The sequence below is a fragment of the Stappia indica genome (assembly GCF_020177335.1).
Lineage (GTDB): Bacteria > Pseudomonadota > Alphaproteobacteria > Rhizobiales > Stappiaceae > Stappia > Stappia indica_B.
On record NZ_JAIVMG010000009.1, the window covers coordinates 18800 to 39660 of the forward strand.

The 20861-nt window shown below is 65.8% G+C and carries 22 protein-coding genes; 12 read left to right on the plus strand and 10 right to left on the minus strand.

The features are described 5' to 3' along the window. The first annotated feature begins 229 nt into the window (after positions 1-229). The 6 genes from lgt to LC062_RS13120 all read left to right on the plus strand — a co-directional run bounded on the left by lgt (position 230) and on the right by LC062_RS13120 (position 6056). The gene (gene lgt, locus LC062_RS13095) at positions 230-1096 is read left to right on the plus strand and encodes a prolipoprotein diacylglyceryl transferase (RefSeq protein ID WP_224911479.1); all 867 of its coding nucleotides are present in this window, start codon (positions 230-232) and stop codon (positions 1094-1096) included. After that, complete coding sequence (locus LC062_RS13100; protein WP_224911480.1) at positions 1093-2193, plus strand: class I SAM-dependent methyltransferase; 1101 nt, start codon at positions 1093-1095, stop codon at positions 2191-2193. Before lgt ends, LC062_RS13100 begins: the two co-directional genes overlap by 4 nt. Positions 2194-2269: 76 nt before the next feature. Then, positions 2270-3040 carry a peptidoglycan editing factor PgeF gene (gene pgeF, locus LC062_RS13105; RefSeq protein WP_224911481.1) on the plus strand — a complete coding sequence of 257 codons (771 nt, stop codon included), beginning with the start codon at positions 2270-2272 and terminating at the stop codon, positions 3038-3040. A gap of 49 nt (positions 3041-3089) precedes the next feature. Next, positions 3090-4247, plus strand: a complete 1158-nt coding sequence (locus LC062_RS13110) for a M24 family metallopeptidase (RefSeq protein WP_224911482.1) — start codon at positions 3090-3092, stop codon at positions 4245-4247. A 96-nt stretch (positions 4248-4343) separates the two neighbouring features. Next, complete coding sequence (locus LC062_RS13115; RefSeq protein ID WP_224911483.1) at positions 4344-4856, plus strand: hypothetical protein; 513 nt, start codon at positions 4344-4346, stop codon at positions 4854-4856. Positions 4857-5123: 267 nt separating this feature from the next. Next, positions 5124-6056, plus strand: a complete 933-nt coding sequence (locus LC062_RS13120; protein WP_181759407.1) for a ribose-phosphate pyrophosphokinase — start codon at positions 5124-5126, stop codon at positions 6054-6056. 89 nt (positions 6057-6145) lie between these two features. Here the strand turns inward: LC062_RS13120 and LC062_RS13125 are convergent, their stop codons facing one another. From LC062_RS13125 to LC062_RS13145, 5 genes are all read right to left on the minus strand, one after another. Further along, the gene (locus LC062_RS13125) at positions 6146-6562 is read right to left on the minus strand and encodes a DUF4399 domain-containing protein (protein WP_224911653.1); all 417 of its coding nucleotides are present in this window, start codon (positions 6560-6562) and stop codon (positions 6146-6148) included. A gap of 152 nt (positions 6563-6714) precedes the next feature. Next, positions 6715-8646 carry a S9 family peptidase gene (locus LC062_RS13130; protein WP_224911484.1) on the minus strand — a complete coding sequence of 644 codons (1932 nt, stop codon included), beginning with the start codon at positions 8644-8646 and terminating at the stop codon, positions 6715-6717. A gap of 33 nt (positions 8647-8679) precedes the next feature. Next, positions 8680-9516: an ABC transporter permease gene (locus LC062_RS13135; protein WP_224911485.1), complete on the minus strand. Its 837-nt coding sequence runs from the start codon at positions 9514-9516 to the stop codon at positions 8680-8682. Next, a complete protein-coding gene (locus tag LC062_RS13140; protein ID WP_224911486.1) occupies positions 9503-10276 on the minus strand; it encodes an ABC transporter ATP-binding protein in 774 nt (257 codons plus the stop codon). Before LC062_RS13140 ends, LC062_RS13135 begins: the two co-directional genes overlap by 14 nt. Before the next feature lie 2 nt (positions 10277-10278). Further along, on the minus strand, positions 10279-11313 hold the full coding sequence (locus LC062_RS13145) for an ABC transporter substrate-binding protein (RefSeq protein ID WP_224911487.1): 1035 nt from the start codon (positions 11311-11313) through the stop codon (positions 10279-10281). A 364-nt stretch (positions 11314-11677) separates the two neighbouring features. Between LC062_RS13145 and LC062_RS13150 the strand changes: the two genes are divergently transcribed. The 6 genes from LC062_RS13150 (at position 11678) to LC062_RS13175 (ending at position 16895) form a co-directional block, all read left to right on the plus strand. Beyond that, entirely contained in the window at positions 11678-12304 is a 627-nt protein-coding gene (locus LC062_RS13150) for a 50S ribosomal protein L25/general stress protein Ctc (protein WP_224911488.1), read from the plus strand. 99 nt (positions 12305-12403) lie between these two features. Beyond that, on the plus strand, positions 12404-13147 hold the full coding sequence (gene pth / locus LC062_RS13155) for an aminoacyl-tRNA hydrolase (protein ID WP_224911489.1): 744 nt from the start codon (positions 12404-12406) through the stop codon (positions 13145-13147). Then, a complete protein-coding gene (gene ychF / locus LC062_RS13160) occupies positions 13148-14248 on the plus strand; it encodes a redox-regulated ATPase YchF (RefSeq protein WP_224911490.1) in 1101 nt (366 codons plus the stop codon). 292 nt (positions 14249-14540) lie between these two features. Beyond that, complete coding sequence (locus LC062_RS13165) at positions 14541-15593, plus strand: linear amide C-N hydrolase (protein WP_404829724.1); 1053 nt, start codon at positions 14541-14543, stop codon at positions 15591-15593. Between the two features lie 373 nt (positions 15594-15966). Next, entirely contained in the window at positions 15967-16425 is a 459-nt protein-coding gene (locus LC062_RS13170) for a MaoC family dehydratase (protein ID WP_224911492.1), read from the plus strand. Then, positions 16422-16895 carry a MaoC family dehydratase gene (locus LC062_RS13175; protein WP_224911493.1) on the plus strand — a complete coding sequence of 158 codons (474 nt, stop codon included), beginning with the start codon at positions 16422-16424 and terminating at the stop codon, positions 16893-16895. The genes LC062_RS13170 and LC062_RS13175 overlap by 4 nt, the downstream gene beginning before the upstream one ends. Positions 16896-16966: 71 nt before the next feature. Here the strand turns inward: LC062_RS13175 and LC062_RS13180 are convergent, their stop codons facing one another. The 5 genes from LC062_RS13180 to LC062_RS13200 all read right to left on the minus strand — a co-directional run bounded on the left by LC062_RS13180 (position 16967) and on the right by LC062_RS13200 (position 20858). After that, positions 16967-17446: a GNAT family N-acetyltransferase gene (locus LC062_RS13180; RefSeq protein WP_224911494.1), complete on the minus strand. Its 480-nt coding sequence runs from the start codon at positions 17444-17446 to the stop codon at positions 16967-16969. Positions 17447-17558: 112 nt separating this feature from the next. Then, positions 17559-18206, minus strand: a complete 648-nt coding sequence (gene bluB / locus LC062_RS13185; RefSeq protein WP_224911495.1) for a 5,6-dimethylbenzimidazole synthase — start codon at positions 18204-18206, stop codon at positions 17559-17561. 8 nt (positions 18207-18214) lie between these two features. After that, the gene (locus LC062_RS13190) at positions 18215-18763 is read right to left on the minus strand and encodes an adenine phosphoribosyltransferase (protein WP_224911496.1); all 549 of its coding nucleotides are present in this window, start codon (positions 18761-18763) and stop codon (positions 18215-18217) included. A 246-nt stretch (positions 18764-19009) separates the two neighbouring features. Next, positions 19010-19885: an S-methyl-5'-thioadenosine phosphorylase gene (locus LC062_RS13195; RefSeq protein WP_224911497.1), complete on the minus strand. Its 876-nt coding sequence runs from the start codon at positions 19883-19885 to the stop codon at positions 19010-19012. An 88-nt stretch (positions 19886-19973) separates the two neighbouring features. Next, positions 19974-20858, minus strand: coding sequence for a cytochrome c1 (locus LC062_RS13200; protein ID WP_224911498.1), 885 nt, complete (start codon positions 20856-20858; stop codon positions 19974-19976). Positions 20859-20861: the final 3 nt, after the last annotated feature.

The window sequence follows — 20861 nt, forward strand, 5'->3', positions numbered from 1 at the left end:
TGTCCTCGTCATGTCTTGCGCGGGTGGCGGAGTGCCGGCCCCGCGCGATCGAACCCGGACACCTTGAGGGCGCCCGCTCACCACCTTAACTAATGCGCTTTGCCGTTCGGTGAAACACCCGAACGCCGACAAATCACCGCGTCCGCCCGCGCCGCCTTGACGGATGTGGGCAAACATCGTCAACGTCGCCGCGCGAAATCCCGCCCCGCCGCCCGCGCCCGGAGAAGCCATGCCGTTCCTCGCCATCCCCTTTCCCACGATCGATCCGGTGCTGGTCGAGTTCGGCCCCTTCGCCATCCGCTGGTACGCGCTTGCCTATATCGCCGGGCTGCTGCTCGGCTGGCGCCTGATGCGCCGGATCGTCGCCCGGGACGCCCTGTGGGGCGTACAAAAGCGGCCGGGGCTGATCGACATCGACGATTTCGTCGTCTGGGCCACCCTTGGCACGATTCTCGGCGGCCGGCTCGGCTATGTGCTGTTCTATGCGCCCGAATACTACGTGCAAAACCCGCTCGATGCGCTGGCGGTCTGGTCCGGCGGCATGTCCTTCCATGGCGGTTTCCTCGGCGTGGTCGCGGCGATGGTGCTGTTCGCCTGGCGGCGCGGGCTGCCGCTCTGGACCCTGTTCGACCTTGCCGGCATCGTCGCGCCGATCGGCCTGTTCTTCGGACGCATCGCCAACTTCATCAATGGAGAACTGTGGGGCCGGGTCAGCGACGTGCCCTGGGCGATGGTGTTTCCCGACGCCGGACCGCAGCCGCGCCACCCCAGCCAGCTCTACGAGGCGGCGCTGGAAGGGATCGTCCTGTTCACCGTCGTGTTGCTGATCGCCCTGCGGTTCAAGGGCTTGCGCCGGCCCGGCTTGATCGCCGGCACCTTCGCACTCGGCTATGGGCTCGCCCGGTCGGTGGCCGAGCTGTTTCGCATGCCTGATGCGCATATCGGCTTCCTGGCCTCGGGCCTGACCATGGGCATTGTCTTGTCGGTGCCGATGATACTGGCCGGGCTCTACGCCATCCTCCGCGCCTTGCGTAACCCTCCCGCAGCTCCCCTCCCCGCCAAGAACGCCCAGGCAGGCACGGAGACGGCCAAGTGAGCGAGACCGGCACGACACCGCTGGCGGGCCGGCTGAAGCAGCAGATCGCCAACGACGGCCCGATCACCGTTGCCGACTACATGGCCCGGTGCCTCGCCGATCCGGAACATGGCTATTACATGTCCGCCGAGCCGTTCGGCGCCTCGGGCGATTTCATCACCGCACCGGAAGTCAGCCAGATGTTCGGCGAACTCATCGGCGCCTGGCTCTTGCATGTGTGGACCGCCCTGAAGTCCCCGCCCCGCGTGCATCTGGTCGAGCTTGGTCCCGGGCGTGGCACCCTCTCCCGCGACATCCTGCGGGTCGCCGGTCTCAGACCCGGATTTCGCGAAGCGCTGACGCTGCATCTGGTGGAAACCAGCGAGCGCCTGCGCGCAGTGCAGGCCGAAACACTCGCCGAAAGCGGTCTGACCCCGGTCTGGCACGACGGCCTGGACAGCCTGCCGCAGGATGGCCCGCTGCTGGTGGTTGCCAACGAGTTCTTCGACGCCTTGCCGATCCATCAATATGTCAACACCGGCAAGGCGTGGTGCGAGCGCTGCGTCGGGCTCGACGAGGCCGGGGACCTGGCCTTCGTCACCGGACCAGGCCAACTCGACACCCGCCCGCTGGCCGCCGAGCTGCGCGGCGCACCCGCCGGCGCCATCATCGAGACCCAGCCCCTGTCGAATGCCCTGGCCGAGACGCTGGCAACCCGCATCGCCCGTCAGGACGGGGCGGCGCTGGTGATCGACTACGGCACCACGCGCACCGCCCCCGGCGACACCCTGCAGGCGGTGCGGCGTCACGCCTACGACCCGGTGCTGGCCCACCCCGGCACGGCGGACCTGACCGCCCATGTGAATTTCGAGGCGCTGGCCCGGGCCATGCGGGTTGCCCCGCTCGTCCCGCGCGGCGCGATCACCCAGGGCGAGTTCCTGTTGCGGCTCGGGCTGCTGGAACGGGCCGGACGGCTTGGCGCCGGCAAGTCCCCCGACGCCCAGGAGCGGATCCACGGTGAGGTGGAACGGCTCGCCGGACCGGAAGAAATGGGAACGCTGTTCAAGGTGCTGGCGGTCGCCCGGGCGGATATTTCCTTGCCGGCATTCGACACCTGACATTCGACAGCCGGCATTTGACAGCCGACAGCGCCGCGCCCACCATCGCGCAAGTACGAGAGCCGATCGGAATCACATGCTCACATCTCCCGACCTTGCCGCACTGGATGGCATCGTCCACGGTTTCTTCACCCGCGAAGGCGGGGTCTCGCGCGGTATCTATGCCTCGCTCAACGTCGGTCTCGGCTCCAATGACGACCGAGCGGCGGTGATCGAGAACCGCACCCGCATCGCCACCATGCTCGGGGTGGTGCCCGGGATGCTGGTCTCGCCGCATCAGCATCATTCGGCGGACGCCATTCCGGTCTCCGTTCCCTGGAGCGCCGACGCCCAGCCCAAGGGCGACGCGCTGGTCACCGACCGGCCGGGCCTTGCCCTTGGCATCGCCACCGCCGATTGCGGGCCGGTGCTGTTCGCCGATCCGCAGGCGCGGGTGATCGGCGCGGCCCATTCCGGCTGGCGCGGCGCCCTCACCGGCATCCTGGAAGCCGTGCTGGTGAAGATGGAGACCCTCGGGGCCGACCGCACCCGGGTGATCGCCGTGCTCGGGCCGACGATCTCGCAGACGAACTACGAGGTCGGGCGCGACTTCCTCGACCGTTTCACCGCTGCGGACGCCGACAACGAGCGCTTCTTCGTCCCCTCCGACCGGCCCGATCATTTCCGCTTCGACCTGCCCGCCTTCATCGGCCAGCGGCTGCGCCGGGCCGGGGTCGGCCGCGCCTGCGATCTCGGCCGCTGCACCTATGCAGAGCCGGAGCTGTTCTACTCCTATCGCCGAACAACCCACGCCGACGAGCCGGATTATGGCCGGCTGATGTCGGCCATCGCCCTTTCCGGAGGCTGACGCGCAACGCCGGAGACCGCCTTTCCACCTCAAGCCGACGGGTTCGACCATGCCGCTGCCCTTCACACGTCAGGAATTCACCGCCCGGCTCGACGCCCTCTGCGCGCTGATGACCGAACAGAAGCTCGACGCGATGTTGCTGTTCGCCCAGGAAAGCATGTACTGGCTGACCGGCTACGACACCTTCGGCTTCTGCTTTTTCCAGACCATGGTGGTCACCCGCGACGAACGCATCGTCCTCTTGACCCGCTCGGCCGACCTGCGCCAGGCGCAGCACACTTCCGTCGTCGGCGACATTCGGGTCTGGGAGGACCGGGCCGGCGCATCACCGGTGCTGCAACTGCGCGAACTGCTGTTCGAGCTCGACCTGCTCGGCGGGCGGATCGGGGTGGAATACGACACCCATGGCATGACCGGGAAGGTGGCGCTGGACATCAACCAGCACCTGGCGAGCTTCGCGACCTTGCAGGATGCGTCGACGCTGGTGCCGCTGCTGCGGGCGGTGAAGAGCCCGGCCGAGATCGCCCATGTGCGCCGCGCCGCCGAGCTGACCGACGCCGCCTTTGTCGCCGGCCTTGAGAAAATCACGCCGGGCGCCGACGAGGGCGAGATTCTCGCCGCCATGCAAGGAGCGGTCTTTGCCGGCGGCGGCGACTATCCGGGAAATGAATTCATCATCGGCTCCGGTCAGGACGCGCTTCTGTGCCGGTACAAGTCGGGCCGCCGCGTCCTTGCGGCCAATGACCAGATCACCCTGGAATGGGCTGGCGTTTATCGCCGCTATCATGTGGCGGCGATGCGCACGGTGGTGATCGGCGAACCGACCTCCCGCCATGTCGCCCTGCATACGGCGGCGCGCGAGGCGCTGGCGGCGGTGGAGGCCAACTTGCGCCCCGGCCGCACCTTCGGCCATGTGTTCGATGCGCATGCCGCCGTGGTCGACGCGCACAAGCTGACGCCGCACCGGCTCAATGCCTGTGGCTACTCCCTCGGCGCGCGATTCTCGCCCAGCTGGATGGATTGGCCGATGGCCTATTCCGGCAACAGCGCCGAAATCGTGCCCGACATGGTGGTCTTCGTGCACATGATCCTGATGGATTCCGACAGCGGCACCGCCATGACCCTCGGCCAGACCTACCTCACCACCAGTGGCGCGCCGGAATGTCTTTCCAAGCTTCCCCTCGACCTTCCGGTCAAGGCGGGCTAAACGAACGGAACACATTCGCGCCGCGCGCAAGCCGCAAGAGCAGACCGCCGAAGCTGGTAGCAAGAGCAGATGGCAAGACAAGGCCGACCAAGCCCGATGAGCGTATTCGCACCCTCCCGACAGCGTCTCCCCCGCACCGCGCTCCTGATCGCGGCTTTCCTGCTGACCGCCTGCGCCGGAGACCCGGTCCCCCCGGGACTGGTCTCGGACAACACCGCGCCGGTCGCCAGCGCGCCACGGGTCTCCCCCGACAAGGTGACCGTTGCCTTCGAACCCTTCACCGGAGCGCCCGGCAACATCGCCGATTCGCTCTCGCGCCGGATCGGCAGCGAGGCCGTCGCCCAGAATCTGACCCTGGTGCGCCGCGTCGGCGCCCCGGCGACCTACCGGATCAACGGATATCTGACCGCCACCGGCGACCAGTCTTCCACCACCATGTTCTATGTCTTCGACGTGGTCGACGCCAACGGCCGGCGGGTGCATCGCATTCTCGGGCAGGAGGACGCCCCGGGCGCCTCGGGCGACCCCTGGGCGGGCGTCGATGACGAAACGCTGGAACGGGCGGCCAAGCGCGCCGTCGCCGAGTTGAAAGCCTGGATTCGCCGTTAGTCTTCAATCGCCTGCGCGCGTGCGGCGGAGCGCCGAACAATGGCCGGGTAACGAAATTGGCATTTCGGTGGCACTGGCCGGTTGTTATTCGGCGGTGCGGTTGCTAAAACGCCGCCGCCTGCCGCAAGGCGCCGGACCGGGAGACCTCCCCGCCGGACGCGCCGCGTGACACGGCCACGAATGAATAACGGACAGACCACGTGTGACCCTGCCTCGCCCGGGCTGCCTTTGCTGAACGGCGACGGACCAAAAAAGGACTTGCGGGCCATGAAGATCGTCGCGGGCAATTCCAATCGCGCGCTTGCCGAGGAAATCTCGAATTATCTCGGCGCTCCTCTGGCGAAATGCCAGGTGCGCCGGTTTGCCGATCAGGAAATCTTCGTCGAAATCCAGGAAAACGTGCGCGGCGAGGACGTCTTCGTCCTGCAGTCCACCAGTTTCCCGGCGAATGACCACCTGATGGAGCTGCTCATCATCATCGATGCGCTGCGCCGCTCCTCGGCCAAGCGCATCACCGCCGTGATGCCCTATTTCGGCTATGCGCGGCAGGACCGGCGCGCCTCCGGCCGGACGCCGATTTCCGCCAAGCTGGTGGCGAATCTGATCGCCCACGCCGGCGCCCACCGGGTGCTGACGCTCGATCTGCACGCCGGCCAGATCCAGGGCTTCTTCGACATTCCGACCGACAACCTGTTCGCCGCACCGGTGATGACCCGCGACATCAAGGAGCGGTACTCGACCGAAAACGTCATGGTGGTGTCGCCCGACGTCGGCGGCGTGGTCCGTGCCCGCGCGCTGGCCAAGCGCATCGACGCCCCGCTGGCGATCGTCGACAAGCGCCGCGACAAGCCTGGCGAGTCGGAAGTGATGAACATCATCGGCGAGCCGAGCGGCCGCGACTGCATCCTCGTCGACGACATCGTCGATTCCGGCGGCACCCTGTGCAATGCCGCCGAGGCGCTGCTGGCCAAGGGCGCCAATTCGGTCACTGCCTACATCACCCACGGCGTTCTGTCCGGCGGCGCGGTAGCCCGCGTCACCTCCTCCAAGCTCAAGGAACTGGTGATCACCAACTCCATCGAGCCCTCGGCGGCGGTGCTTGCGGCCCCGAACATCCGCACCGTGTCGATCGCCCCGCTGATGGGCGAGGCGATCTCGCGCACCGCGCTGGAACAGTCGGTGTCGAGCCTGTTCAACTGAACAAGGCGGACGGGCCCTCCCGTCTCGCACCCTTTTTGACAAGAACCGGCGGGGGCCCCCCTCGCCGGTTCTTTCGTATCCGGCCGCCGTTATTCGACGGTGATGGTGATCACCTCCGACAGGACCGGCGGCTGGTGCGGGATGTGATTGTGATCGGCCAGCAGCAGTTGCAGCGTGTGCGTGCCCGGCGCCAGTTCGATGCTTGTCTCGGTCTGGCCGCCGCCGAAGTGGCGATGATGCTCATCGGCCGGGATCGGGCTGTCCGGGTCCTCCAGTGCCTGATCCACCAAGAGGTGGTGATGGCCGGTCTTTTCCTTCTCCACGCCTGCAGGCGCCACACCCATGCCCTCCAGCCCGAAGCGGACGGAGACCGGGCTCTTGACCGTATCGCCATCGGCGGGCGTGATGAAATAGACCCGCGCCCCCTCCGGCGCCGGCGTGCGCATGTCGTTGCCAAGCGCTGCGGCGGGCAAAAGCAGCGCGGCGGACAGTGTAACGACTTTCAGAAAACGCATGATGATCTCTCCCGGTGCATGGACGCGGATGGAGCGAAACCGGCGGCAACTGCCACCATCTCCAAGCTGACCAAGGATCGCCGGGAAAGGCAAGATGGAAGGGGCCCTGAGGGCTCAGCGATACGGACGCGCGGGATCCCGACCTATTGGGTGAGCCGGTCCCGCAACCGGACGAAGAACTCCACCATTCGCTGGCGCGACAGGTCGCTGTTGTGCTGCCGGTCGAACCCGTGCCCCTCATCCGGGTATTCGAAGTACTCCACCTCGATCCCGGCCTTGCGCAGGGTCTCGGCGAGCCGACGGGATTGCTCCGGCAACACCCGCCGGTCGTTCGCGCCCTGGTGGATCTGCAAGGGCACTCGGATCCGCTCCGCGTGGAACAGCGGCGACAGCGCCCGCGCCCGCTGCGTATCCTCGCGCGGATCGAACCCCAGTTCCTCCAGGAAATAGGGACGCACCTGTTCCGGCATGCCCTCGATGAAGGTGGTCACATCGCTGATGCCGAAGATATCGACGGCCCCGTCGAACGCTTCCGGATATTGGGTGATCGCGGAGAGCACCGAGAAGCCGCCGAACGACCCGCCCATGATGAAGCGTGGGCGTCCCTTCACCTCCGGCATCTTGGCCACATGATCGGCGACCGCCAGAATGTCGCGGATATGCCCACCGCCCCAGTCGCCATTGTCCATGTCCATGAACGCCTTGCCGAAGCCGCTCGATCCACGCACATTCGGCAGCACCACGACGAAGCCTTGGGCGGCCAGGATCTGGTTGCCGGCGGAATAGAGCGGATCCACATGATCCCGCGGCCCGCCGTGGATCACCATCACCATGGGCATCGGATTTTCGGCACTCGCCCCATCCGGGATCATGATGTGGGTCGGGATCGGCGTTCCGTCGAAGCTCGGAATCAACTCGGAGCGATACCGGGCGAAAGCACTGTCCGGCAAGCCGGTGAGATTGGTGTCGAGCACCGGACGGGCCTTGCCCTTTTCCTGAACGTAGAGGACCGGCGGGCGACCATCCTCCGCGAGGAAATAGAACCGCTCGCGGGTCTCGCGCGGCACGATGAAGGCGGTGACATCCCCCACCGCCGGATCGACCTCAACCGGCGTCCAGCCGCCCGTGCCCGTCGCCTCATCCGCCGCATAAAGGCTGACACGCGGTTTCAGCCCGTCGCGGTAGATCAGCGCCATCATGCCCGGCTCGCCAATGCCGAAGCCGGTGAGCTCCCCCGCGACCGGAACCTCAAGCGCGCTGAAACCGCCCGCCCCGTCATAGACCCAGGGGCGCATCGGTCCGCCTTCCCGGTTCGCCAGAATGTAGTAGCCACCGCGATAGACCTGCGCACCGACCACCCGCACATTCGCCTCTTCCAGGAACCAGTCGGTCTCGCCGCTCTCCAGATCCAGGAGCCCCAGATGCTGCTCGTCATTGGTAACGAAGCGCAGGAGGATCAGCTTCTTGCCATCCGGCGTCACCTCCAGGCATTGCAGCCAGCGCCCCGGCTCCGCATAGAGCATCTCGGAACGGCCGGTCTCCGCATCGATGCGGTAGATCGCCTTTTCGCCCCACATATGCGCACCGCGCGCCGTGTAGAGATCGGCCCCATCGGGCGAGAACCCGCAAGGCAGGTCGAGCTTGTCGCGCGGCGTCGGCACCCGGTAGGCGCCGGTGTCGAGATCGACAATATGCAGCTTGGTCTGTTCGTCACCCTGCGCGTCCAGAGTGAACGCCATGCGCGTCTCATTGCCATCGACCAGCAGATTGTCGCCCTTGGCCGCGCCGATGGAAAACAGCGAGGTCATGTGGTCGCTGGCCAGGTCATAGCGAATGATATGGGCGCCGCGATCCGGATCGTAGATCCCCGTATAAAGGCGCTCGCCCGTCCGGTTGAGAAGCGGCGCGCCGAGGCTGCGCACCCGGGCGTAGGCGTCCGGCCCGGGAGCTGGCTCATTTCCCGCCGTATCGTCTCCGGCCTGCCCGGTCGAGCTTGCAGCACCGAACGCCAGACAAATGACCAGCGCCCGAAGGAAGCCCCTCCCACCGGTACAGATCTTGTCGCACAAACTCATGACGATTCCCTCCAGTGCTGCCCTTGACAAACCTCAACCGCGCCAGCGCAACAGCCGCCGTTCGGCCCGGCCGATCAGCCAGCTCACCACCAGTCCCAGCACCGACAGCATGGCAACGCCGGCCAGCAACTGGTCGGTGGCGAACAGGCTGCCGGCCATCAGCACATAGGCACCGATGCCGTATTCGGCGCCGATCATCTCCGCCGCCACCAACAGGATGATGGCGATGGAGGCGGAAATCCGGCAGCCGGACAGGATCGCCGGCATTGCCCCCGGCAAGATGATCTTGCGCACGATCGACCACCAGCCAAGCCCAAAGGACTGCCCCATGCGCACCAGCGTGCGGTCGACGTTGTCGACACCGCCATAGGTGGCGATCACGGTGGGAAAGAACGAGCCGAACAGGATGGTCGCCACCTTCGAGCCCTCGCCGATGCCGAACCAGATGACGAACAGCGGCAGCAGCGCGATCTTCGGGATCGGAAACAGCGCCGAGACCAGCGGCAGAAGCCCCGCCCGGGCGAGCGGCAACAGCCCGACCAGCAGCCCAACGGCGACGCCCAGCGTCACCCCGAGGCTCCAGCCGATCACCAGCCGCTGCAGCGACGCGCCGAGATGGAGCCAGAGCTGCCCGGTCTCCACCAGCTGCCTGAGCGCCTCCAGCGCCTCGCTCGGGGCCGGCAGCACCAGATTGCTGATCACGCCGCTGCGCGAGCCCGCTTCCCAGCAGAGCAGGAGCACGGCGAAGACCAGCGGTCCGACAAAGCGCCAATGGCCCGGACGGAACCCGCCGCCACGATAGGGAACAGCGCGAAGGCTCTTCGGCTCCCCGGACGTGTCCGCCCGCTCGGCCATATCACTCTGCGACATCGGTGATCTCCCTGTCCGCGGCCCGGGCCTCGTCACGCAGCAGCGTCCAGAGTTGGCTCTGGATCGCCTCCAGTTCCGGATGCCCCGGCCCGCGTTCGGCAAGGTCCATGTCGATGTCCACCACCGTACGGATTTGCCCCGGACGGCGCGACAACACCACGACCCGATGCCCCAGGCGCACCGCCTCGGCCAGATTGTGCGTCACATAACAGGCGGTGAACCGCTCCCGCTGCCACAGCGAGACCAGATCGTCCATCAGGAGTTCCCGCGTCTGGCTGTCGAGCGCGGACAGGGGCTCATCCATCAGCATCACCGCCGGGCGCACGGCCAGCGCCCGGGCGATCGCCACCCGCTGCCGCATGCCGCCGGAAAGCTGGCGCGGCAGCGCCTCGCGAAACTCCGAAAGCCCCGTGCGCGCCAGTACATCGTCGATGATCGCCGCGATGCGCTGCCTGCCAAGACCATGGTCTTCCAGCACCAGCGAGATGTTGCCGGCCACGGTCCGCCAAGGCAGCAGGGCGAAATCCTGGAACACATAGGTCAGCGGGTTGAGCGAGCCCTCCGGCTCGGGGCCGGAGAGCAGCACCTCGCCCGCGTCCGGCCGCTCCAGCCCGCCGATGAACCGCAACAGGGTCGACTTGCCGCAGCCGGACGGGCCGATGATGCAGACGATCTCGCCCCGCCGGATCTCGAGATTGATATCCCGCATCACCTCGGTCCCGCCGTAGCGATGCGAAATACCGCGTAGCAAAAGGTCCATGATCAGTCGGTTTCGACAAAGCTGGTGTCCACCAGCGTTTCCATCGACACACTGTCCGGGACCAGCTTCTCGGACTTGAACCAGTCGAGCTGATCCTTGACCGAGGCGAGATTGAGCCGCGCGCCCTTGTTGATGCGCATGGCGCCATTGCGGATCGAGCCTTCCGCCTTCTCGAACGGCCGGTCGGCATAGACGTATTTGTGGATCAGGCGGACCATCGCCTCCTGCTCCGCCGCGCTCAGGGTCTTGTCGACCAGAGCGGCGTTGAAGTCGTCGGCGCCCCGGGAGAAGGCGGCGAGGAAGCGCTTGACCAGCTCCGGCCGCTCGCTGGCATTGCGCGTGGAGGTGAAGACGGTGGTCACCTGATAGCCGGGAATGTAGTCGGCGATCTGGCCGATCACCTCGATTTCAGGCGCCTTGGCCAGACCCTTGGCGATATGCGGCACGATGGCCCAGGCGTCGATCTGGCCGGTCTTCAGCGCGCCGATCACCGCCCCCACCTTCTGCAGCGGACGCAAGGTGATCTCGGCGCGGTCGAACCCTTCCTTGTCGGCGATCTTGTGCGCCATGTAATGGAAGGAAGACCCGGACTGGGTGATGCCGAAGCTGTGTCCCTTGAGCGCCGCCGGCGTGGTCAGCCCCGCGTCATAGGCACCCTTGGAGACGAGAATCATCTGGCCATCGATGCCCGGCTCTTCCTGCAGCGCGCCGCCGACCACCTTGATGGCACCCTTCTCGGCCAGATTGATCAGCCCGCCGGAAATCGCCGTCACGCCGAAGTCCACATCTCCGGAGGCAATCGCCACCGCCATCGGCTGGGCCGCCTGGAAGAACTTGAACTCGACCTCCAGCCCTTCCTCGGTGAAATAGCCGCGCTCATAGGCAACAAAGCTTGCCGCATGGGAGGTAAACCGCAGCGCGCCGACGGTGACCTTGTCGGCGGCCAGCACATCCGCCGGCGCCATCGCCGCCACCGAAAGCGCCAGGGACGCAAGAACGGCCGCCTTGGCGAACCCACGCCGGCTCCATCGGGACATGATTCCACCCGTCTCGCGCGTGCCCGCTCTTGTCCGCTTCCCCATGCCGTGTCTCCTGATCCTGCTCTTGCGCTGGGCCTAGACGCTGTTCTCGCGTCAAAAATTCGCCGCAGGTGAGCCCACCGCCTGCCGATTGTCAATCGGGCCGGTCATCGGGAGGGGCGGATAGTCCCGCAAGAGGTGCCGTCGCACGGGAACCCTGGCCCGCCGAAACGCAGCCATCTTGCCCTTTTTGCCCGGTTCGGCTATACGGCACGCGCGTGCCTGCACCCCTGGAGGAGGCGCAACCGGGCTGGACCGTTTCCGCGAAGACCTTTCGATCGGAAGCCCCAGCCTTCATCACAACATTTGAAGGAGAATTGCCATGGCTGAAGGCTATGTGCTGAAGGCATCGGCGAGAGATCGGGTTGGCAAGGGGGCCGCTCGCTCACTCCGTCGCGAAGGCCTCGTTCCCGCTGTCATCTATGGTGGCAAGCAACCCGCCCTGCCGATCGCCATTCCGTTCAAGGAATCGACGATCGCCTTGCATCGCGGCGGCTTCATGACCCACCTGGGCACCATCGACGTCGACGGCACGTCGCACCTGGTGATCGCCAAGGACTACCAGCTCGACCCGGTCCGCGACGACCTGATCCACGTCGACTTCCTGCGCGTTGCCAAGGGCTCGGAGCTGACCGTCGAGATCCCGGTCCAGTTCCTCAACGAAGAGACCTGCCCGGGCATCAAGGCCGGTGGCATGCTCAACGTTGTCCGCCACACGGTGGAGATGATCGTCCCGGCCGAGGCCATTCCGGACGCGCTCGTCATCGACCTGGCCAAGGCGAACGTCGGCGACTCGATCCACATTTCCGCGGTCGAGATCCCCGAGGGTTGCGCTCCGACGATCACCGATCGTGACTTCACGATCGCGACGATCGCCGCTCCTGGCGGTGGCGCCAGCGCGGACGAGGAAGCCGGCGAAGGCGCAGAAGAGGCTGCGGGCGAGGAATAATCGCACGCTGCCGGGCCGGTTCGGCCCTGTTCGATCCCGGTCCGGGCTGGCGCCGCCAGCCCGGATCACAACCGGATCACGAGATGACGGGGGAACCCCATGCGGATCATCGTCGGTCTTGGAAATCCGGGATCAGACTACGCACGCAACCGACACAACATCGGTTTCATGGCCGTGGATGCGCTCCACGACCGCCATCCCGGCTTCGGCCCCTGGCGCAAACGGTTCCAGGCGGAGGTCGCCGAAGGGATGCTCGCTGGCGAGAAGGTTCTTCTCCTGAAGCCGGCCACCTATATGAACGAATCCGGCCGCGCCGTTGGCGAGGCGCTGCGCTTTTACAAACTGACCCCGGCCGACGTCATCGTCTTTTACGACGAGCTCGATCTTGCGCCGGGCAAGGTCCGCCTCAAGACCGGCGGCGGCAGCGGCGGCCACAACGGCATCCGCTCGCTCGACGCCCATATCGGCAAGGACTACCTGCGGGTACGGCTCGGCATCGGCCACCCCGGCCACAAGGACCGGGTCACCGCCCATGTGCTGGGCGATTTCGCCAAGGCCGACCAGCCCTGGCTGGAACCGCTGCTCGACGCATTGGCGGCGGAAGCGGACCTGCTCCTGTCCGACAAGCCGGCGGAGTTCTGCAATCGCCTGCACCTGGCGCTGGCACCGGCGAGCAGCAAGGGACAGGCCCCGAAACGACCGTCAGCCGGCGCGCCGGCTGCGTCTTCCTCGCCACGAACGCAAAAGGCTGCGGCGAGCGGCGCCAACGCACAAGCCCCCCGCCCGGCCGGTCCGCTGGCGGAAGGTTTGGCGCGTCTTCTTGGAAAAAAGGGAACTGACTAGATGGGCTTTCAATGTGGCATCGTCGGCTTGCCGAATGTGGGCAAATCCACGCTCTTCAACGCACTGACGAAAACGGCCGCCGCCCAGGCCGCCAACTATCCCTTTTGCACCATCGAGCCCAACACGGGCGAGGTCGCCGTTCCCGATCCGCGCCTGCGGGAGATCACCAAGGTCTCCAAGTCGGCGAATATCGTGCCGACGCGGCTGACCTTCGTCGACATCGCCGGCCTGGTGCGCGGCGCCTCCAAGGGCGAGGGCCTCGGCAACCAGTTCCTGGCGAACATTCGCGAGGTCGATGCCATTGCCCATGTGCTGCGCTGCTTCGAGGATGACGACATCACCCATGTCGACGGCCGCATTGATCCGATCGCCGACGCGGAGACCGTCGAAACGGAGCTGATGGTCTCGGATCTGGAAAGTCTGGAGCGGCGTCTGGCGCCGCTGAAGAAGAAGGCGACCGGCGGCGACAAGGACGCCAAGGCCGTGATCCCGGTGATGGAGGCCGCCCTTGAGCTGCTGCGCGAGGGCAAGCCGGCCCGGCTGGTGGAGGTCTCCACCCCGGAGGAACGCAAGATCCTCGATGGGCTCAACCTGCTGAGCACCAAGCCGATCCTCTATGTCTGCAATGTGGAGGAAAGCGCGGCGGCCACCGGCAACAGCCAGTCCGACCGGGTCAAGGCCATGGCCGAGGAACAGGGCGCGGCCTGCGTCGTCATTTCCGCCGCCATCGAGGCGGAAATCGCCCAGCTCGATGAGGAAGAACAGGCCGAATACCTTGAGACCCTTGGTCTGGAAGAGCCGGGTCTCGACCGGCTGATCCGGTCCGGCTACGACCTTCTCGACCTGATCACCTATTTCACCGCCGGCCCGAAGGAAGCCCGCGCCTGGACGATCCGCAAGGGCACCAAGGCGCCGCAGGCCGCCGCTGTGATCCATACGGATTTCGAGCGCGGCTTCATCCGCGCCCAGACCATCGGCTACGAGGATTACATCACCCTTGGCGGTGAGAGCGGTGCCAAGGAAGCCGGCAAGGCCCGTGACGAAGGCAAGGAATACATCGTCAAGGACGGCGACATCCTGCTGTTCAAGTTCAACACCTGACGTCGGCGCCCTCGCCCTTGCGGCGCGGGTCTCAGCAGGTTGCCGGCGCCCATGAGCGCCCTCCCTCAAGCCCCGCTTCGGCGGGGCTTTTTTGCTGTCCGGAGAGAGAGACTTGCCCCACGGCAGATCCGAGCAAGCGGATTTCTCGTTAACATTATATTTTCATTGATAATTTTCGGCTTCTTAACACACCTCCTATAGAGCGGAAGGCGTCCATTTCGTTTTCAGACGTCAATAGGGATCGCTTCACATGTCCAAGTCCAAAGTCCTTTCCGCCCTCACAGCCGCCGTCATGCTCGGCGCCAGCGTCCTGCCGCAGACCGCGCTTGCCTGCACCCGGACCGTCTATGTCGGCGCCGACAACACGGTCATCACCGGCCGCAACATGGACTGGATGGAGGACATGCAGACCGATCTGTGGGTCTTCCCGCGCGGCATGAAGCGCACGGGCAACGCCGGCCCCGACTCCCCGGAGTGGACCGCCAAATACGGCAGCGTCATCGCATCGGGCTACAACACCGCCAGCGCCGACGGCATGAACGAGAAGGGCCTTGTCGCCAATCTCCTCTATCTGGCGGAGAGCGACTACGGCAGCGACAATAGCCATCCGCCGATGGTGATCGGCATGTGGGCACAGTATGTGCTCGACAATTTCGCGACCGTTGCCGAAACGGTGAAGGCGCTGCAGGACACGCCGCTGCACATCATCGCCCCGAAGCTGCCGAACGGCTCGGCAGCCGCCCTGCATCTGTCGGTGTCCGACCCCAGCGGCGATTCGGCCATCTTCGAGTATGTGAAGGGTGAACTCGTCATCCATCACAGCAAGGACTACAAGGTGATGACCAACTCGCCGGTCTTCGAACAGCAGCTGGCGCTCAACACCTATTGGGACAAGATTGGCGGAGACGCCTTCCTGCCGGGCACCAACAGCGCTGCCGACCGCTTCGTGCGGGCCTCCTTCCTGCTGAACGCGACCAACAAGACGATCGACAAGAACTTCATCGAAGCGGTTCCGGGCAAGACCTACGCCAACCAGGCCGTTGCCCAGTCTCTTTCCGTCATGCGCGGTGTCAGCGTGCCGCTTGGCATCACCACGCCGGGCCAGCCGAACATCGCCTCAACCCTGTGGCGGGTTGCCGCCGACCAGACCAACCTGGTCTACTTCTTCGATTCCGCAACCACCCCGAACACCTTCTGGGTCGATTTCGCCGATCTCGATTTCTCCGAGGAATCCAAGCCGAAGAAGCTGGCGATTGCCGGCGGCCACTACTACTCCGGCAACGCGGCGGAGCATTTCGAGGAAGCCAAGCCGTTTACGTTCATGTCGGCCGACACCAAGAAGTAATCTGCCTTGCCTCCTCGCCCACAGTGGCGAGCCATGGCAGGACGACACGAGACGGGGCGGCCCCTGCCGCCCCGTCAGACTGCCGACAACAGGCAAAGGTGCCGCTCGGCGTCCTCCCGGGCAAGCTTTAGCGCGACCCGGGATCGGGGAGCCAAAAGGCGCGCGTTTCCCATGGACTGAAACCGAGAGGCCGTGCCTCGCCGATTCCGGATCTCCGCGTGCGCGTCGTCCGGAATGACGCCCCTGTCGCGTCTTCCGTCATGTTCAACGGGGCGGCATCTGGCGCCCCGTTTCCGGCTCACCCGGCGCCCGATGCGCCGGGCCTCGCCTTTGCGCTCGACAGGAGGCAGGGGCAGCGTATACATCCAGTCTCATGAGTGATTTTCGCAGCTTCGAGGATTTCCATCCGGGCGAGGACATTGTGCTCGGATCGAAAACCGTCACCCGGGACGAAATTGTCGCCTTTGCCCGCGAATTCGACCCGCAGCCCTTCCATCTCGACGAGACCGCCGGCGAAACATCGCTGCTGGGCGGCCTGGCCGCCTCCGGCTGGCACACCATCGCCATGCTGATGCGCATGCTCTGCGACGGCCTGTTGCTGCACTCCAGCTGCAACGGCTCTCCGGGCGTGGAGGAAGTCCGCTGGATGCGCCCGGTGCGCCCCGGCGACACCCTGACCGCCACCGCCCGGGTGGTGTCGACCCGCGCCCTGCGTTCGCGCCCCACCCTTGGTGTCGTCACCTTTCTGATGACCCTCGTCAATCAGGACGGTCATGCCGTCATGACCCAGGAAAACACCATCCTGTTCGAACGGCGCGAGGCAGCGGCATGAACTGGTTCGAGGACATGCAGATCGGCGAGCGCCGCGAGCTCGGCAGCTTCACCTTCACCGCCGAGGATATCATCCGTTTCGCCAGGGCCTATGACCCGCAGCGCTTTCACCTCTCCGACGAGGAGGCACGCAAGACCCATTTCGGGCGGCTTTGCGCCTCGGGCTGGCACACCGCTTCGGTCTGGATGAAGCTGATGGTGGCCTCGCTCGATCTTGACCACGCCGGCGGCGGGCCGAACGCCCGGCTGGGCCCCTCCCCCGGCTTCACTGGCCTGAAGTGGATCAAGCCGGTGTTTGCCGGCGACACCATCACCTATTCCTCCACGCTGGTGGAGAAGACGGAGGTGCGCAGCCGGCCGCAATGGGGCCTGGCGCTGCACCGGAACGAAGGTGTCAACCAGGACGGGGTTCTGGTGTTCTCCTTCACCGGCAAGGTGTTCGTCGCCCGCAAGCCCGCTGGCGAGACCTGACACCTGCGCTGATGCCAGCCGCCCGATCTTGGGCCGACGACCTGGGGGGCGCCCGGCGTCCTCCGACCGGCTCAGATCGTGCGGGCAAACACCACTTCGTCGTGAATGGGAATGCGGTATTCGCCGGTGAGCGGGATTTCCGGCTTCAGCCGCCGCTCCTCGTCGATCGCGCCGAACACCACCTTCTCCAGCCGGAACCCGCGCCGCTGATAGAAGCGGAAGGCATCCAGGTTGTCGTTCGACGTGCGCACCATCAGCCGGCGGATGCCGTTCTCCAGCGCGGAGCCGACCACCGCATTGAGCAGCAAGGTCCCGACCCCGCCCCAGCGGTTCAGCGAATCCAGCGTCAGGATTTCCCACTCGCTTTCCCGCTTGATGATGGTCACGAGCCCGACCATCTCGCCGTCGTCTTCGGCGATGAAACCCGGAAGACGCGATCCGTCAATCATCTCGCCCTCGATCAGGATTTCCGGGCTGGTCCAGCGCCGCGTCAGGAGATCGACCACTGCCGCGTGATCGTCCTCCCGCGTGGGTCGAATGCTAACCGCCATGGACGTCTCCTTCTCCGCGCGATCGGCCCCGGGCCGCCTTGCGCTGTCATGTCTCTCATCCGCCGGGCGCGGCCTTGCAAGGCCTCCACGCTGCGCCGGACATACCTTTGCCCTACCGCCGCAGGATCCGCTCATTGAGCCCGCGCCGCGCCTGCCAACCGGACCGTTCCAGCTCCGGATCGCGATGCACCTCCACCGGATATCCCAGACATAGATAGGCGATCAACCGCCAGGAAGCGGGAACGTCGAGCGCGCCGGTCACCACATCGGGCTCCAGGATCGACACCCACCCCACACCTACGCCGTGTATCCGGGCCGCCAGCCACAACGTATTGATGGCACAGACCGCCGAATAGGCAAGCATCTCCGGCATGGTCCGCCGGCCAAGCCCGCGCCCCTGCTCCGTGCCCTCGTCGCAAAACACCGCCAGTTGCACGGGGGCCGCATCCAGCCCTTCCAGCTTCAGCCGGGCATAGCGACCGGCAGCCTCGCCGTCATAGGCCTCAAGTGCCCGCTGATTGCAGCGCAGGAAGCTGTCCCGCACCCGGCCGCGGCGGAGAGGATCATCCACCAGTACGAAGCGCCAGGGTTGGCTGTTGCCGACCGAGGGGGCCATATGCGCCGCCGCCAGCAGATCCTCCACCAACGCCGGTTCGAGCGGCGTGGGACGAAAGCGGCGCACATCCCGGCGCCAGGCGAGCAAGTCCAGAAAGCGGGTATGGAAGCCCGCGTCGAAGGAGGGTTCGCCCGGCCCCGACACGCGAACCGTCAGTGTCCGGGGAAATCGACGAGCGTGCGCACCGGCACGCCCAGTGCCTCGATCCGCGCACGACCGCCGAGATCCGGCAGATCAATGATGAAACAGGCTGCAACCACCTCCGCGCCCATCTGCTGCAACAGCTTGGTCGCCGCTTCCGCCGTGCCGCCGGTGGCAATCAGGTCATCGACAAGAATGACCTTCTCGCCGGGCTTGACCGCGTCCTTGTGGATCTCCATCTCGTCGAGCCCGTATTCCAGCGAATAGGCGATGCGCACGGTCTCATGCGGCAGCTTGCCCTTCTTGCGAATCGGTACGAAGCCGGCGGAGAGCTGATGCGCGACCGCACCGCCGAGGATGAAGCCGCGCGCCTCGATCCCGGCGACCTGATCGATCTTCGATCCCGCCCAGGGCTGCACCAGCGCATCGACCGCACGGCGGAACGCCCGCGCGTTGCCCAGCAGCGTGGTGATGTCGCGAAACAGGATGCCCTTTTTCGGATAGTCGGGAATCGTGCGGATCGCCGCCAGCAATTCATCCGAAACAGTTTCTGCCGTCATTGCGCGAGCCTCATTCTCGGAGCGCGCCATGGTGTCACGAACACCCCGCGCCGCTCCAGCCCTTTGTTGTGATGTCATCCGGAGCGAAGAACCGGGTCTCCGCCGTGCCGGGGTTTGTCTTGCGAACCACGCGAGCCCGCGCCGTTCCGCCCGTTATAGCAGCGATGCCAGCGCGCCGGCGACAGGCATGGCGCCGGCTTTTCGACGACCTGTGGACAGGACCTGCCTAGCGGGCCTGCCCCTCGCCTAGCGGGACAGAATCCGTCCGGCCACCGCGTCGAGCTTCGCCACCAGCGCCGGGTCGCGCATCTCCGGCGCGGTCATCAGCGCATATTCCAGTGCCGTGTCGGAGCCGACCGGGCAGGCTTCATGCTGACGCGGAAGATCCTTCGCCAGCCGGGCCACCAGCCGCCGCGCATTGTCGGAGTTGGCGTGCAGCACCTTGATGATTTCCTGGATGTCGACGGCCCCGTGATGCGGATGCCAACTGTCGTAATCGGTCACCATCGCCACCGTCGCGTAGCAGATCTCCGCCTCGCGGGCGAGCTTCGCCTCCGGCATGTTGGTCATGCCGATCACGTCGCAGTCCCAGGAGCGGTAGAGCTTGCTTTCGGCCAGCGAGGAAAACTGCGGCCCTTCCATCGCGAGGTAGGTGCCACCCCGATGCAGGGTCAGCCCCTCCACCGCGCCCGCCGCCGCGATATGCTCCACCAGGCGCGGCGACACCGGATCGGCCATCGACACATGGGCGACGCAGCCCTTGCCGAAGAAGCTCTTATCACGGGCGAAGGTCCGGTCGATGAACTGATCGACCAGCACGAAGCTGCCCGGCGCCATCTCTTCCTTCAGCGAGCCGCAGGCGGAGACCGAGACCAGCGAGGTCACGCCGCAGCGCTTCATCACGTCGATGTTGGCCCGGTAGTTGATGTCGGACGGCGCATAGCGGTGACCACGGCCATGCCGGGGCAGGAACACCACCTTCAGCCCGTCGATCTCGCCTATCCGCACCGCATCGGACGGTTCGCCCCAGGGGCTGTCGACCTTCACCCATTCCGCGCCCACCAGTTCCGGCAGGTCATAGAGGCCGGACCCACCGATCACCCCAAGAACCGCATTGCCCATGTCACGTGTCTCCTGCACCGCCTGTGCTCAAAAAAGAGGGCCGCCGGATTGCCCCGGCGGCCCATGTCAAACGTCTCTGTCGCCGCGATCAGTGATCGACGTCGCGCCACACCGACTTCTTGGTGAAGTAGAGCAGCGAAGCGAAGATGATGAGGAAGATCATCACCCGGAAACCGAGGTTCTTGCGCTCCTCGAGCTTCGGCTCGGCCACCCACATCATGAACGCGGAAACGTCCTGAGCGTACTGCTCGACCGTCATCGGCGTGCCGTCGGTGTACTCGACGATTTCCTCCGACAGCGGCGGTGCCATGCCGATGGGACCGCCCGGGATGACCTGGCCCTTGCACTCCTCGAAGGTCACCGAACCGCCGATGAACTTCGAATTGTAGTAGCTAGAGAAGTCCTCTCCGAAACAGGCCGGGGCCTCTTCATAGCCGGTCAGCAGGTTGTAGATGTAATCCGGACCGTGCTCCTGATACTGGGTGAAGATATCGAACACGAACCCAGGGAACCCGCTGGCCACGGCCCGTGCCTTGGCAAGGGTCGAGAAGTCCGGCGGATAGGCGCCACCATTGGAGGCGCGGGCGGCCTGCTCGTTCGGGAACGGCGACGGGAACCGGTCGGACGGAATCGCCGGAAGCTCTTCCATCTCGCCGTCGTCATTCGGCCCCTTCATCACGTTGTACTCGGCCGCGATCACCTTCACCTGATCCTCGGTGAAGCCGGGTCCGCCCTCTTCCGCCAGGTTGCGGAAGGCGAGGAACTTCGCACCGTGACAGGAAGCGCAGACTTCCTTGAACACCTTGAAGCCGCGCTGCAACTGCGCCTGGTCATAAGACCCGAACGGACCGCTGAACGACCACTGCTGGCGTTCGATGTGCGGGCCGGCGCCGGCAGCCAGTGCCGGGGCGGCGACGGCGATCGCCGCCACTGCCAGCAAGGCTGCACGAGCGGATCTGATCATCGTTTTCATCAA

What these genes read in the sequence shown, in the direction of transcription:
- lgt (WP_224911479.1), top strand. Translation starts at nt 230, where the DNA reads ATGCCGTTCCTCGCCATCCCCTTTCCCACGATCGATCCGGTGCTGGTC.
- pgeF (WP_224911481.1), top strand. Translation starts at nt 2,270, where the DNA reads ATGCTCACATCTCCCGACCTTGCCGCACTGGATGGCATCGTCCACGGT.
- LC062_RS13110 (WP_224911482.1), top strand. Translation starts at nt 3,090, where the DNA reads ATGCCGCTGCCCTTCACACGTCAGGAATTCACCGCCCGGCTCGACGCC.
- LC062_RS13115 (WP_224911483.1), top strand. Translation starts at nt 4,344, where the DNA reads ATGAGCGTATTCGCACCCTCCCGACAGCGTCTCCCCCGCACCGCGCTC.
- LC062_RS13120 (WP_181759407.1), top strand. Translation starts at nt 5,124, where the DNA reads ATGAAGATCGTCGCGGGCAATTCCAATCGCGCGCTTGCCGAGGAAATC.
- LC062_RS13130 (WP_224911484.1), bottom strand. Translation starts at nt 8,646, where the DNA reads ATGAGTTTGTGCGACAAGATCTGTACCGGTGGGAGGGGCTTCCTTCGG.
- LC062_RS13135 (WP_224911485.1), bottom strand. Translation starts at nt 9,516, where the DNA reads ATGTCGCAGAGTGATATGGCCGAGCGGGCGGACACGTCCGGGGAGCCG.
- LC062_RS13140 (WP_224911486.1), bottom strand. Translation starts at nt 10,276, where the DNA reads ATGGACCTTTTGCTACGCGGTATTTCGCATCGCTACGGCGGGACCGAG.
- LC062_RS13145 (WP_224911487.1), bottom strand. Translation starts at nt 11,313, where the DNA reads ATGTCCCGATGGAGCCGGCGTGGGTTCGCCAAGGCGGCCGTTCTTGCG.
- LC062_RS13150 (WP_224911488.1), top strand. Translation starts at nt 11,678, where the DNA reads ATGGCTGAAGGCTATGTGCTGAAGGCATCGGCGAGAGATCGGGTTGGC.
- pth (WP_224911489.1), top strand. Translation starts at nt 12,404, where the DNA reads ATGCGGATCATCGTCGGTCTTGGAAATCCGGGATCAGACTACGCACGC.
- ychF (WP_224911490.1), top strand. Translation starts at nt 13,148, where the DNA reads ATGGGCTTTCAATGTGGCATCGTCGGCTTGCCGAATGTGGGCAAATCC.
- LC062_RS13165 (WP_404829724.1), top strand. Translation starts at nt 14,541, where the DNA reads ATGCTCGGCGCCAGCGTCCTGCCGCAGACCGCGCTTGCCTGCACCCGG.
- LC062_RS13170 (WP_224911492.1), top strand. Translation starts at nt 15,967, where the DNA reads ATGAGTGATTTTCGCAGCTTCGAGGATTTCCATCCGGGCGAGGACATT.
- LC062_RS13175 (WP_224911493.1), top strand. Translation starts at nt 16,422, where the DNA reads ATGAACTGGTTCGAGGACATGCAGATCGGCGAGCGCCGCGAGCTCGGC.
- LC062_RS13180 (WP_224911494.1), bottom strand. Translation starts at nt 17,446, where the DNA reads ATGGCGGTTAGCATTCGACCCACGCGGGAGGACGATCACGCGGCAGTG.
- LC062_RS13190 (WP_224911496.1), bottom strand. Translation starts at nt 18,763, where the DNA reads ATGACGGCAGAAACTGTTTCGGATGAATTGCTGGCGGCGATCCGCACG.
- LC062_RS13195 (WP_224911497.1), bottom strand. Translation starts at nt 19,885, where the DNA reads ATGGGCAATGCGGTTCTTGGGGTGATCGGTGGGTCCGGCCTCTATGAC.
- LC062_RS13200 (WP_224911498.1), bottom strand. Translation starts at nt 20,858, where the DNA reads ATGAAAACGATGATCAGATCCGCTCGTGCAGCCTTGCTGGCAGTGGCG.